The sequence below is a fragment of the Micromonospora sp. NPDC049662 genome, from assembly GCF_040675055.1.
GTDB lineage: Bacteria > Actinomycetota > Actinomycetes > Mycobacteriales > Micromonosporaceae > Micromonospora.
In genome coordinates this window covers 60,804-74,684 of record NZ_JBFAOC010000031.1, presented here as the reverse complement: position 1 = coordinate 74,684, position 13,881 = coordinate 60,804, and the positions used below count along the sequence as shown (strand labels likewise).

Here is a 13,881-nt window from a genome sequence, read left to right as displayed (position 1 = left end):
GCCGTCGACCCGCGCCCGAGCCGGGCGCGGGCGGCCGGCCGCTCAGCGGTGACGGCCCGCAGCCCGGACGTCGTACGCCCGAACCGGCGCGGCCCGCCGGTGGCGCTGCCCGCTTCGACGGACCCGTGACCGGTGTCGCCCCGCAGGTCGCCGACGGACTGCGACCCGACCCCGCGATCGCCGACGACCCGCGTACGGCCCGGCGTCGTCCCGGGCCGGTCGACCCGGGCGCGCCGGAGCCACCCCGCCCCGCCGGGGGTGGTCACCGTCGTGCCGCCGAACCGGACGAGCCGGCGGTTCCCCGCACGGGCAACGCCCCGCCGCTGCCCGACGCGTCGCCCAGCGGCGCTGTCCCCACCGGCGGCCCGGCCACCGACGGCACCGGTCGCCGTCGGGCGGTCCCCGACGAGCAGGACCGACGCGCGGCGACCGGCGGTGAGCCGCAGCCGGAACGCCGGGACCGTCCGGAGCGGCCGGCGGACTGGCTGCGTCAGGCCGGCCGGCTGCCGCACACCGACCCGGGCCTGCCGGTGGTCAACCGTCGAGGGGCCGGCGGGCAGCCTGCGGAGCGGCCCGCCGGCCGCCGTACCGGCCCACCGCCCGCCGGTGACCTGAACGACCGCTCCGGTGCTCCACTCGCCGTACCCGATCCGGCCGCGGAGCGGGCCACCGGCCGCCGGGCCGCCGGGCCGCCCGCCGACCCGGGCGCGGACGCTCCCACCGGCCGCCGGGCCGCCCGCGCCCCGGAAACCACCGGCGAGCACCCGAGCGGTCCCGTGCCGCAGCCGCCGGCCCCGGGGGAGCGCCCGGTCGGCCGTCGGAGTGCTCCGAGCACCGCCCCGGACCCGATCAACCGTCGTCGCCGCCCGTCGGCCGAGCCGGCTGCCGAGGGGCGGCCCGGCCCGGCGGGCGAGCGCGGTGACGACTCGTACGCCGGTCCGCCCGGCGGCGGACGACCCGGGCCCGGCGCGCCCGTGCGCGGCGTCCGCTCCGGCCCACCCGGTGGCCGGGCCCGGCTTGCGCCCGACGACGCGCCGGTCTCCGGCGCCGGCCGCCGTGGGACCGATGGTCCACCCCGGCCCGGCGTGGCCCGCCCCGACGGACCGGCGCGCGCGGCGGTGCCGCCGGGCGCCGGTCCCGACAGCCCGCCCGGTCCACGCGGGGACGGCCCGCTCCGGTCCCGCCCCGAGGGTCCGGGCCGCGCCGCGGTGCCGCGGAACGCCGATGGTTCCGCTCGCGCGGCGACGCCGCCGGGCGTCGGTCCGGACGCCGCGGCCCGCGCCGCTGTCCCACCCGGCGTCGATCCGCAGGGTGCGGCTCGTGCCGGGGTACGACCTGGCGTCGGTCCGGACGCGCCACCCCGACCTGGTACGGCCCGGCCCCGCCCGGATGGTCCGGCTCGCGCGGCGGTCCCGCCGGGCGTCGGTTCGGACGCCGCGCCCCGACCGGATGGCCCGGCGCGTGCCGCCGTCCGCCCCCCGGGCGTCGCCCAGCCACCCGGTGGCGACGTTCGGACGGGCGTCGAGCAAGCCGGCCCCGGATCACCCGCGACCGCGCGTGCCGCCGCCCCACGTCCGGCGGACCGCGCCGCGGGCCGGGCGCTGCCGCCGCCCCGCGAGGGCGGCCGTCCCGAGCCCAGCGGTGTCGCCCCGGTGCCGCCGTCCGGTCGTACCGGCGAACCGGTCGCCCGTGCCGCGGTCGTGCCGCCGGGTGCGGCTGGCCCGGTGGACCGGCCACCGTCCGAACCGGTCGACGGGCCGGCGCTGCGCGCGGCCGGCGACGTCGCCGACGACGAGGACGCGGCCCCGGGCGCCCGCTCCGAGCAGCACCGGCAGTCGCGCGAACGACGCCGGCTGCGGGTCGCCGTCCTGGCGCTGGTCAGCATCGTGCTGCTCGGCGCGGTGCCCCTCTTCTTCGGCCTCCGCACCCTCAGCAGGGACCCGGTGTTCGACAACCTCGACCAGCTCAATGTGCCCTCATGGGCCGCGACGAAGACGGTCGACGACGTCAGCGGCAGCCGTTGGTGCCTGCTCGACTGTCGGCTGCGCGAGCGCACCGTCACCTCCGAGAAGTCGCCGGAGGAGACGGCGAAGGTCTACGAGGAGGCGCTGCGCGGCGATGGTTGGCGGCCGTGGAAGGTGGGCCGCTGCCCCGAGCAGGAGACCAAGGGCAGTTACACGTGCTGGCGTCAGGACGAGTTGACCCTCGACCTGTGGGTGCGCCTGCCGGCCTGCGTACCGCCGCCGGTCGACGGGGAGCCGGCGATCGTGCCGTCCCCCGAGCCGTCGGCCGCTGCGGGGGAGTGCGCCGGCTCGTTGGTGTCGGTGAAGGTGCGCAACGCGATCGACGACGAGCGGACCAGGCCGCAGCCCAGCACCGATCCGTCACTGACCGGGGAGGATCCGTTCCCGACGGTCAGCGGGGATCCGCTGGGCGATGTGACACCCTCACCGTCCTGAGCCGCTCTCCATCACGGACGGTAGGGTCTGGGGCTGGCGGACGCGCCGGCCGGCGACGGTTCGGTGGGTTCGGTGGGCACCACGGTTGTGCGTTCCGGGGACGTCGGGTCCGGCGGAAATCTGCTTGAGGAGGAGACGCGTGGGCGACATTCTGGCGGTCGCGGCGCTGATCGCGGCGAGCGCGTTCGCGGTGCTGGTGCTCATCCTGACGCTGCCGATCCTTCGGCTGCGGCACACGGTGGACGCCACCACCCGGATGATCAACGACCTCAACGACCGGACGGGACCGCTGCTCGGCGACGTCAACACCACGGTGAAGAACGTCAACGTGGCGCTGGAGCAGGTGCAGACCTCGCTCGACGGTGTGAACCTGCAGTTGGCGAAGGTCGACACGATGACCAGCCACGCCCAGAACGTCACCGCCAACGTCGCCAACCTGGCGACGGTGGTCTCCGCCGCGGCCGCGAACCCGCTGGTCAAGGTGGCCGCCTTCGGCTACAGCGTGCGCCGGGCCGCCGCCAGCCGCCGGCACGCCGAGACCGAGCGCGAGGTGCGCGACACCATCAAGCAGCAGCGGCGGGCCGCCCGGCGCGGCAACCGTTGACCGACCCGGCCACAGGAGGTAGCGCGACATGAAGCGGTTGTTCTGGCTAGGCATCGGCGTGGCCGTCGGCGTGGTGGTGGTCCGCAGGGCGACCCGGACCGCGCAGGCGTACACCCCGGCCGGCATCGCCAGCTCGTTGTCGGAATCCGCTGGCAGCCTGGTGGAGTCGGTGCGTAGCTTCGTGGAGGACGTGCGGGTCGGGATGGCCGAGCGCGAGCAGGAGATTCACCAGGCGTTCGTCCAGGGCGAGGCGTTCGACGACCAGTTCGCCGAGCTGCGGGAGTCCCCGCGGATCGGCGATAGAGAGATTTTTCCGGAGGAACACCAGCGATGAAGACGGCGGAGATCAAGCGGCGGTACCTCGCGCACTTCGAGGCGAACGGCCATGCCGTGGTGCCGTCCGCTCCGCTGCCCGCCATCAGCGATCCGAACCTGCTGTTCGTCAACGCCGGCATGGTGCAGTTCGTGCCCTACTTCCTGGGCCAGCAGACCCCGCCGTACCAGCGGGCGGTCAGCGTGCAGAAGTGCATCCGCACCCCGGACATCGACGAGGTCGGCAAGACCAGCCGGCACGGCACGTTCTTCCAGATGAACGGCAACTTCTCCTTCGGCGACTACTTCAAGGCCGGGGCGATTCCCCTGGCGTGGGAGTTGTCCACGAAGCCGATCGCCGAGGGTGGCTACGGGCTTGATCCGGAGCGGATCTGGCCGACCATCTACCTCGATGACGATGAGGCGTACGAGATCTGGCGGTCGGTGGGTGTGCCGGCGGAGCGGATCGTGCGGCGCGGCAAGGCGGACAACTTCTGGTCCATGGGCATCCCCGGACCGTGCGGTCCGTCGTCGGAGCTGTTCTACGACCGCGGCCCGGAGTACGGCGCCGAGGGTGGTCCGGCGGTCGACGAGGACCGGTACATGGAGTACTGGAACCTCGTGTTCATGCAGTTCGAGCGGGGACCGGGTACCAACAAGGAGGACTACCCGATCCTGGGTGACCTGCCGGCGCAGAACATCGACACCGGCATGGGCCTGGAGCGGATGGCCTCGATCCTGCAGGGCGTCGACAACCTGTACGAGATCGACGAGGTACGACCCATCCTCGCCCGGGCGGCCGAGCTGACCGGCAAGCGGTACGGCGCGCACTCCGGGCACGTGGCGAGCGAGTCGCACCCGGACGACGTCCGGCTGCGGGTGGTCGCGGATCACGTGCGCACCGCGCTGATGCTGATCGGCGACGGCGTGACGCCGAGCAACGAGGGCCGCGGGTACGTGCTGCGGCGGATCATGCGTCGGGCGATCCGGTCGATCCGCCTGCTGGGCTGGCAGGACCGGGCGCTGCCCGAACTGCTGCCCGTCGCGCGGGACTGCATGGCCCCCTCGTACCCGGAGCTGGCGACCGACTTCGACCGCATCGCGCAGTACGCGTACGCGGAGGAGGAGGCGTTCCTGTCGACCCTGCGCGCCGGCACGACGATCCTGGACACGGCGATCGCCGAGACCCGTACGGCGGGTGGCACGGCGCTGTCCGGGGCGAAGGCGTTCCAGCTGCACGACACGTACGGCTTCCCGATCGACCTGACCCTGGAGATCGCGGCCGAGCAGGGCCTGAAGGTCGACGACGAGGGCTTCCGCCGGCTGATGGCCGACCAGCGGACCCGGGCCAAGGCGGACGCGCAGGCGCGCAAGACCGGGCACACCGACGTGTCGGCGTACCGGTCGGTGCTCGACGAGGGCGGCCCGGTGACGTTCACCGGCTACAGCGAGGTGGCCCGCGAGTCGCGGGTGCGGGCGCTGCTGGGCTCGGACGGCCCGCGCGCGGCGGCGACCGAGGGTGAGCTGGTCGAGTTGGTGCTCGACACGACCCCGTTCTACGCCGAGGGCGGCGGCCAGCAGCCCGACCACGGCATCATCACGGTCGGCGACGGCCAGGTCGAGGTGCTCGACGTGCAGCAACCGGTGCCGGGCCTGATCGTGCACCGGGCCCGCGTCCTCCGGGGTGAGGTGCACCCCGGCGACACCGGCTACGCCGAGATCGACACCACCCGGCGGCGGGCGATCTCCCGGTCGCACACGGCCACCCACCTGGTGCACCAGACCATGCGCAACTTCCTTGGCGAGTCGGCCACCCAGGCGGGTTCGTTGAACGCGCCGGGCCGGCTGCGGTTCGACTTCAACACCCCGACGGGTGTGTCGCCGACCGTCCTGCGCGACGTGGAGCAGCAGGTCAACGAGGTGTTGCTGGCCGACCTGGAGGTGCACGCCTTCATCACGTCGCTGGACGAGGCGCGGCGGATCGGCGCGATGGCGCTCTTCGGCGAGAAGTACGGCGAGGAGGTGCGGGTCGTCGAGGTGGGCGACTACGCCCGGGAGCTGTGCGGCGGCACGCACGTGGCCCGCTCGGCGCAGCTCGGGCTCGTGAAGATCCTCTCCGAGTCGTCGATCGGCTCCGGCGTACGCCGGGTCGAGGCGCTGGTCGGCATGGACGCGTTCGGCTTCCTGGCCAAGGAGCACCTGCTGGTGTCCCGGCTGGCCGAGCTGTACCGGGTGCCCAACGACCAGGTCGCCGACCGGGTGGAGCAGACGGTCACCCAGCTCCGGGACGCGGAGAAGGAGCTGGAGAAGCTGCGCGCCCAGTTGGTGCTGGGTGGGGCGGGCGCGCTCGCCGCGCAGGCGAAGGACGTGCGCGGGGTGGCGTACGTGGGAACCGAGGCGCCCGAGGGCGCGGCCGGCAACGACGTACGGACCCTCGCCCAGGAGATTCGCGGCAAGATCGACCCGGCGCGGCCGGCGGTGGTCGCCGTGGCGGCCCGGTCGAACGGCAAGGCGTCGTTGGTGGTGGCGGTCAACGCGGCGGCCCGCAGCCGGGGCCTCACCGCGTCGGACCTGGTGAAGGCGGCGTTCTCCGGGCGCGGCGGGGGGAGCCCCGACCTGGCCCAGGGTGGCGGTCTGCCCGCGACCGAGGCACCGAACCTGCTGCTCACCGTCGAGAAGGCGATCACCGAGGCGTGATGGACGGTCAGTTTCGACCAGGGCGGACCGAATGGTCCGCCCTGGTTCGTCGACAGCACAGGGGTGACCCACGGTGAGCGACTTCACACGGGGAGTTCGCCTCGGTGTGGACGTCGGTCAGGTGCGCGTGGGGGTGTCCCGCTCGGATCCGCACGGGGTGCTGGCCACGCCGCTGGTGACCCTCGCCCGCGATCTCACCGCCGCGCCGGAGGCGGTGCCGAGCGACATTGCCCAGCTCGCGGCGTTGGTAGCCGAGCACGAGGCGGTCGAGGTGGTCGTCGGGCTTCCGATCAATCTGGCCGGCAAACATGGCCCGGCCGCGCTCAGCGTCACGGCGTACGCTGACCGGCTGGTCAATGTGATAGCGCCGGTCCCGGTAACGCTCACCGACGAGAGGATGTCGACCGTGGTCGCTTCTCGTAGGCTTGCCGAGCGTGGCGTTCGTGGCAAGCGTCAACGTGCGGTTGTCGACCAGGCGGCCGCGGTGGAGATCCTGCAGAGCTGGCTGGACGCGCAGCGGAGGCGGACGTAATGATCGACGATCTGGACCTTGGGTTCGACGAGCCGGAGCGGGGTGAGAAGGGACGGCACCGACGCGGCTTCCGCAACAAGCGCAAGGGAGGCTCCGGCGGCGGCCGGGGCAAGACCTTCCTGGCGCTGTTGATGGCCCTGGTCCTGTTGGGCACCATCGGTGGTGGCGCGTACTACGGGTTCGACCGGATCCAGAACTACTTCGTCACGCCCGACTACGACGGTGCCGGCTCGGGCGAGGTGCTGGTCGACGTCAAGGCCGGTGACAGCGCGACCGATGTCGGCGCCACGTTGTACGAGGCCGGTGTGGTCAAGAGCGTCAAGGCGTTCATCGAGGCGGCGGACGGAAACTCGCGTAGCAAGAACCTCCAGGTGGGTCGCTACAAGGTCAAGAAGGAGATGAAGGCGTCCGAGGCCCTGCTCCTGCTGCTCGATCCGAAGAGCCGGGTGGTGAACGGGGTGACCATCCCGGAGGGGATGATCACCTTGGCGATCTATGACGAGCTGGCCAAGGCGACGAAGATTCCGGTCGCCGAGTTCAAGGCCGCCGCGAAGGACCCGGTCAAGCTGGGGGTGCCGGCCTTCTGGTTCAACCGGGGAGACGGCAAGAAGGGGCCGAAGAGCCTGGAGGGCTTCTTGTTCCCGGCGACGTACGAGCTTCCGCCGAAGGCGACGGCCGCGGAGATCCTGTCGCTGATGGTGGACAAGTTCCTCGAGGTGACCGAGCAGATCAAGTTCGTCGACACCGTCCAGGAGAAGCGGGGCATCTCCCCGTACGAAGCCTTGATCGCCGCCTCCATCGCGCAGGCCGAGTCGGTCAACCACGTCGACTTCCCGAAGGTATCCCGGGTGATCTACAACCGGGTGTACACGGACAAGTACCACTGCAAGTGCCTGGAGATCGACAGTGCGATCAACTACTGGTTGCGGTTGCAGGGCAAGGACCCGAAGGACTCCGACGTCCTGAAGGCCAGCGAACTCAACGATCCGAAGAACCCGTACCGCACCCATGGCGCCAACGGCCTGACCATCACGCCGATCAGCAACCCGGGCGAGGACGCGCTCAAGGGCGCGATGGACCCGCCGGTGGGCGACTGGATCTACTTCATGACCGTCGACAAGAAGGGCACGATGGGCTACGGCTCCAACGACGCCGACTTCCGGAACCTGCAGCGACAGATGTGCCGCAACGGCGTGCTCAGCGGCGAGAACTGTTAGTGAGGGCCGCCGTGGTCGGTGCGCCGATCGCGCACTCCCTCTCTCCGGTGATCCACAACGCCGGGTACGCCGCCGCCGGGCTGACCGGGTGGTCGTACACCCGGATCGAGTGCGGGGCGGCGGAGCTGCCGGATCTGGTCGCCGGCCTGGGCCCGGAGTGGGCCGGACTGTCGGTGACCATGCCGGGTAAGGAGGCGGCGCTCGCCGTGGCCGACGCCGCGTCGCCGGTAGCCGTCGCCGTCGGCGCGGCGAACACGTTGGTACGCCGTGCGGACGGCACGTGGTACGCGGACAACACGGACGTCGGTGGCATGGTGGACGTGCTCACCGAGGCCGGGGTGGTGGCCGGCGCGGCGGTGACCGTGCTCGGCGCGGGGGGTACGGCCCGCGCCGCCCTCGCCGCCGCCGCGCGGTTGGCCTGTTCGTCGGTCATCGTGGTGGCCCGTCGGGCCGAGGCGGTGGACGAGTTGCGACCGGTGGCGGCGGCGTTGGGTGTCGCCCTGACCGCCGGCCGTTGGGCCGATGCGCAACGGCACGTCTCGGCCGCCGACGTGGTCGTGTCCACCGTGCCGAAGGGGGTCGCCGATCCGCTGGCCGGCGGTGCGACCTGGCGGCCCGGCGCGGTGTTCTTCGACGCGCTCTACGACCCGTGGCCGACGCCGATGGCGGCGTCCGCCCGCGCGGCCGGCCTGCGGGTGGTGTCCGGACTGGACCTGCTGCTGGCGCAGGCGGTGGGTCAGTTCGAGCAGTTCACTGGCGTGACCGCGCCATTTACGGCGATGCGGGAAGCTCTGGTGGCGGCCCGCCGCTGACAATTGTGGCGGATCAGTGGCGCAATCGCTGGAATTCCGTCGGCCGTGCCGCGATTCGAATTCAGACAGACTTCGGGCGCTGTTCAGGTAGGCGAATGATTGATGCCGGTGGCCCTCGAAAATCGACCTGAGTCCATCCTAGCGGCCGGTGCTCTGGCGCGCTGCCCCGTTGCGGCATCGTGGCGGATTCTCTTCGTCGGTGGTCGGCATTGATGGCGCGTCATCCCTGGTAGAGGTGCGTGTGCAACTCAATGGAGAACCCGCTGGGGATCACCTGCAATCGCGGTGACGGTGACCGATCTGCCCTAGCTGCGACGTATGGGCGTCACTTTATAGACGATTAATCGGGTAGCCGAACTGCTTATCAGGCAACGCAAAGTAATGATTGACGTGCGGCAAGTATCTCTCCTACGGTTCGATCACTGTCGTTTTCGGACTTGGAGGTCCGTAGGTGAGTCATGCCTTTTTCCGAGGTGGAACACGTGCCACTCGACGATTGGCGGTCGCCGCTTCGCTGGCCCTGGTGGCCGGTACGCTGCCGACCCTGACCGGGCCGGCGGTCGCGGCCCCGGTCGCCGCACCAGCGCCGGCGTCAGGTCCCGACACCAGTTGCGCCGACCAGCAGCCCGACGAGGCCGCCGCGGTGGACGCCGCTCGCCGGTGTGCCAAGCGGGTGGAGAACCTCGCCGCCCGCAGCGAGACGCAGGATGTCTTCGTCAACCCCGACGGCACGTCGACCGCCCAGGTCTATGCCGGCCCGATCCGGATGCGGGACGCGGGGGGTCAGCTCGTCCCGATCGACCTCACCATGCGTGCGGAGGCGGATGGTTCGGTCGCACCGGTCGCCCACCCCAACGGTCTCAAGCTTTCCGGCGCGGTGGGCGCGGGCGAGCACGACCTGCTGAGCGTCGGAGTCGGCGCGCACCGGGCCGCGATCGGTTGGACCGGCGCGCTGCCGAAGCCGGTGCTGGCCGCCAACCGCGCGACGTACCCGGAGGTCCGGCCGGGTGTCGACCTCGTGGTCGAGGCCAGCCGTACCGGCGTGCGGCAGTACCTGCTGGTCAAGAACCGGGCCGCCGCCGCCCAGGTGGCGTCGGTGCGGCTGCCGGTACGGGCGAAGGGCCTGGTGACCACCGGCGACGGCGCCGGCGGTCTGCGCTTCGCCGATGACAAGGGCCGCATCGTGGCCACCTCGGCCACCCCGGAGATGTGGGACTCGTCCGTCGACCCGGCCAGCGGCGGCCCGAAGCGGCTGGTCAAGATCGCCGCCAAGCAGACCGCGCGGGCCGGCGCGATGGACCTGGCGCTCACCCCCGACCAGGCGTTCCTCGCGGACCCCGCGACGGTCTACCCGGTGATCGTGGATCCGTCGATCAATCCGGTATCGCCCACCTTCGCGACCTACGTGAAGTCCGACGACACCGTGACCCGCTCGGGTGCGAACGACATCCAGATCGGCAAGGCCTCCGGGGCCAACCCCGGAGTCGCCCGAGGGTTCGTCCACTGGGGCACGAGCGCGCTGCGCGGCAAGCAGATCACCTCGGCCACCGTCTACTTCTGGAACTGGTACTCCACGACCTGCTCCGCGAAGTCCTGGCAGATCTGGTCCACCGGCGCGGCCAGCTCCGGCACGCTCTGGACGAACCAGCCGGCGTGGAACTACCAGGAGGCCTCCTCCACCGCCACCAAGGGTCTGAACAGCACCTGTGACGACGGCTGGGTGAGCATCACCGGCACCAGCTTCTTCCAGCGGGCCGCCACGGCCAACCAGGCCACCGCCTACATGGGGATCCGGGCCACCAGCGAGACCGATCCGGACAGCTGGAAGCAGTTCCGCTCCGACGACGCGGACATCCAGAGCGAGGTTCCGTACGCGGTCGTGAACTACAACAGCTACCCCAACGCGTTGGACCCGACGAAGCTGCAGCCGGGCGACGCGAGCGAGACCGAGACGCGGACGCCGACCATGAAGGGTGTCTTCAGCGACCCGGACGGCGGCAGCGGCCGGGTCGACTTCGAGATCTACGACCGCAGCGGGTCGACGCTGGAGGTCTCCGGTTCCGGCGGCAGCGTCACGAACGGCAGCGAGTCGAGCTGGACGGTGCCGTCCGGTGAACTCGTCGCCAACACCACGTACAAGTGGCGGGCTCGCGGCCACGACGGCAGCGTCGCCGGGCCGTGGTCGAGCTGGCGGTTCATGACCACCTCGGACGGCTCGCCCACCGGTGAGCAGGGCCGGTTCTCCTTCCAGGACCAGGACCTGACCGACCGGTTGCAGCTCAAGGTGAACGTCGCCAACGGCAACCTGCTGCTCAAGGGTACCGACTTCAACATCCGTGGCACCGGCACCGACCTGGTGCTGGACCGCTACTACAACTCCCGGTCGACGGCCACGTCGACGCTTGGTAAGGGCTGGGTGCTCGGCACCGGGCAGGACGTGAAGGTGACGTTCTCCAAGACCGACCACGCCACCGCCGACATCACGTACCAGGCGCCCACGGGCTTCACCGCACGGTTCGTCAACGACGGCACCAACTCCTGGCGGACCCCGCCGAGCCTGGACGCCAAATTGACCCGTAACACCAGCACCGGGGAACTGCGGCTGAAGTTCGACAAGAGCGAGGGCAGCTTCTACTTCGCCGACGCGACCGGCCGGCTGCTGCGCACCCAGGACAAGAACAACAACAAGATCACCTTTGGGTACGACGGCTCGGGGAACGTCACCACCGTCACCGACACCCAGAGCCGGGTGGTGACCCTGTCGTACACCTCGGGTCGGTTGACCTCGATGACCGACTCGACCGGACGCCGGGTGAGCTACACCTACAACTCGGACCAGAACCTGAACACGGTGACCGACACCGCCAACGGCGTCACGGTCTACGAGTACACCGGCGATCGACTTACAAAGATCATCACGCCCGAGGGTCGGGTCACCAACCTCGGCTACGAGCCCGACACCTCCCGGATGCTCGACTACTTCGAGTTGACCAACCCGGGCGGCACGCCGGCCGAGGCACGGTGGCTGCTCACCTACTCCACCGGCAAGACCGAGGTGACCGACCCCAACGGGTACGCCACCGCCTCGACCACCGATGGCATCACCACCCACACCTACGAGACCCGCGACCGGGTCACCGAGGTGAAGGACGCCCTCGGCCACAAGCGGGCCAAGAAGTACAACGCCAACGACAACGTCGAGACCACCACCGACTCGCTGACCAACACCACCACCTTCGGGTACGACGCCAACACCAACAACATGACGTCGGTCGGCATCGCCACCGGGGCGAAGTCCACGATGTCCTACAACGACACCTCGCACCCGAACTCGGTGAGCGGGTCGACGGATCCCCAGGGCAACACCAACGCCTACTCCTACGACGCCGCGGGCAACAAGACCGGCACCGAGAGCTCGCAGTATCCGGGGCAGAAGATCGACGAGGCGGAGCACAACTCGAACGGTACGGTCAAGTGGCGCGAGGACGGCAAGGACGTCCGCACCAACTACACCTACGACGCCAAGGGCAATCTGACCCTGGTGGACAACCCGGGCCCGCTGGGGGACATCACCATCCTGCCGGACGCGCTGTCGCGCATGCTCGAACACACGGACGGCAAGGGTCAGAAGACCCAGTACGTCTACGACCAGCTGGACCGGGTCGACAAGATCACCTTTAAGGGCGCCGTCGTCGTCGACTACACCTACGACAAGGACGGCAACCTCACCCAGGTGGCCGATCCGACCGGTGCCACGACGTTCGGCTACGACAGGTTCGGCCGACCCAGCAGCAAGTCCGTGCCCGGGGCGACGCCGATCGGGTACGAGTACGACCGTAACGGGAACATGACGAAGTACACCGACGGCGGCGGCTCGGTCACCTATGGCTACAACGCCGTGAACCTGGTGACGTCGCTGCTGGAGCCGGGTGCGTCCACCGCGGTGACCTTCACCTACGACGAGAACAACCGGCGGCGGTTCATGTACCTGCCGACGTCACCGCGGATCACCGTGGAGATGAAGTACGACAAGTCCGGCCGGCAAACCTCGATCACGGCGACCAACGACAGCACGTCGGCGAAGCTGTCCTCCTTCACCTACGACTACAGCAAGACGGTCAACGGGGTCACGACCGACACCGCCCAGCGGCAGAAGGTCACCGACCTGTCGGGAACGACGACGTACACCTACGACAAGCTGAACCGTCTGACGGGTGCGTCGGGTGCGCTGTCGCGCAGCTACGACTACGACGAGAACTTCAACCGCACCTCCAAGACGGAGAGCGGCACCACCACGTCGTACAGCTACAACGACGCCCACCAGTTGACGTCTGCGGCCTCGACGACGTACTCGTACGACGCCAACGGCAACACCACCGGCTCGTCGTCGGGCTGGGCGTTCTCCTACAACACGGTGAACAACCAGACCACCTCGATCACCAAGCCGGGCGGGACGGCGTTGACTCCGCTCACCTACGGCGGCGCGGACCAGACCGAGCGGCGGGGCGCGGGCTCGACCACGTACGTCAGCTCGGCCCTGGGCGTCGCCTCGGCGAAGGCCCCGGCGGGCTCCGGTGGCACGGTGACCGCGAACTCGACGGACCCCGCGCCGGGGACCACCGACTACTACACCCGGGACAACACCGGTTCGCTGATCGGTTTGCGGGCCAACGGGGTGCGGTACTACTACCTCGTCGACGGCCTCGGCTCGGTGGTGGGTCTGGTGAACGGAAGCGCTGCGAAGGTCAACTCCTACAGCTACGACCCGTACGGCATCCAGCTGTCGGCGTCGCAGCAGGTGTCGAACCCCTGGCGGTACGCGTCCGGTCACCTCGACGGCGCGACCGGTCTGACCAAGTTCGGTGCCCGCTACTACGACCCGGGTCTGGGTCGGTTCACCCAGCGGGACCCGTCCGGTAAGGACCTGGCGTACAGCTACGCGTCCTGCAACCCGGCCAACAACACCGACCCCACCGGACTTGCGACCGACGCGGAGGCCAACGACGCCTTCGCATTGATCGGCGGGGCCATCGCGGGTGTAGCGATCGGTGGGTTTGCGTCAACCCTCGGCGCGCCGGTGCTAGCCGCGTGGGCCATCGGAGGGTGTGCTGCTGGCGCAGTCGGTACGCTCATCTCCCAAAAGGGCGAGTCAACATGGAGTGGCGTCGCGCTGAACTGCTTCGCGGGTGCCGTAGGCGGGCTGATCGGCGGGGTTTTCTCCAAAGGCGCGAGAGCTCTCTTCTGATGA

General features: G+C 70.5%; 8 protein-coding genes. All 8 read left to right on the top strand.

What is annotated here, in order from left to right; all coding sequences use genetic code 11:
• The first annotated feature begins 1,763 nt into the window (after window positions 1-1,763).
• The 8 genes from AB0J36_RS22340 to AB0J36_RS22305 all read left to right on the top strand — a co-directional run bounded on the left by AB0J36_RS22340 (window position 1,764) and on the right by AB0J36_RS22305 (window position 13,878).
• Window positions 1,764-2,459, top strand: a complete 696-nt coding sequence (locus tag AB0J36_RS22340) for a hypothetical protein (RefSeq protein ID WP_357397909.1) — start codon at window positions 1,764-1,766, stop codon at window positions 2,457-2,459.
• 139 nt (window positions 2,460-2,598) lie between these two features.
• Window positions 2,599-3,063 (top strand): DUF948 domain-containing protein, encoded by a 465-nt coding sequence (locus AB0J36_RS22335; RefSeq protein WP_355053620.1) that lies wholly within the window; start codon window positions 2,599-2,601, stop codon window positions 3,061-3,063.
• 28 nt (window positions 3,064-3,091) lie between these two features.
• On the top strand, window positions 3,092-3,397 hold the full coding sequence (locus tag AB0J36_RS22330) for a hypothetical protein (RefSeq protein WP_355053621.1): 306 nt from the start codon (window positions 3,092-3,094) through the stop codon (window positions 3,395-3,397).
• Entirely contained in the window at window positions 3,394-6,072 is a 2,679-nt protein-coding gene (alaS, locus tag AB0J36_RS22325) for an alanine--tRNA ligase (RefSeq protein ID WP_357133486.1), read from the top strand. The genes AB0J36_RS22330 and alaS overlap by 4 nt, the downstream gene beginning before the upstream one ends.
• Window positions 6,073-6,145: 73 nt before the next feature.
• Window positions 6,146-6,604 (top strand): Holliday junction resolvase RuvX, encoded by a 459-nt coding sequence (gene ruvX, locus AB0J36_RS22320; protein WP_357175751.1) that lies wholly within the window; start codon window positions 6,146-6,148, stop codon window positions 6,602-6,604.
• Window positions 6,604-7,821, top strand: coding sequence for an endolytic transglycosylase MltG (mltG, locus tag AB0J36_RS22315; RefSeq protein WP_357133482.1), 1,218 nt, complete (start codon window positions 6,604-6,606; stop codon window positions 7,819-7,821). Before ruvX ends, mltG begins: the two co-directional genes overlap by 1 nt.
• Complete coding sequence (locus AB0J36_RS22310) at window positions 7,821-8,633, top strand: shikimate dehydrogenase (protein WP_357133480.1); 813 nt, start codon at window positions 7,821-7,823, stop codon at window positions 8,631-8,633. Before mltG ends, AB0J36_RS22310 begins: the two co-directional genes overlap by 1 nt.
• Window positions 8,634-9,129: 496 nt before the next feature.
• Entirely contained in the window at window positions 9,130-13,878 is a 4,749-nt protein-coding gene (locus AB0J36_RS22305) for an RHS repeat-associated core domain-containing protein (RefSeq protein ID WP_357175748.1), read from the top strand.
• The last annotated feature ends 3 nt before the right edge of the window (window positions 13,879-13,881 follow it).

Bases quoted from the DNA above. Each gene is read 5' to 3' on its own strand.
- alaS (WP_357133486.1), top strand. From the start codon at position 3,394: ATGAAGACGGCGGAGATCAAGCGGCGGTACCTCGCGCACTTCGAGGCG.
- mltG (WP_357133482.1), top strand. From the start codon at position 6,604: ATGATCGACGATCTGGACCTTGGGTTCGACGAGCCGGAGCGGGGTGAG.
- AB0J36_RS22330 (WP_355053621.1), top strand. From the start codon at position 3,092: ATGAAGCGGTTGTTCTGGCTAGGCATCGGCGTGGCCGTCGGCGTGGTG.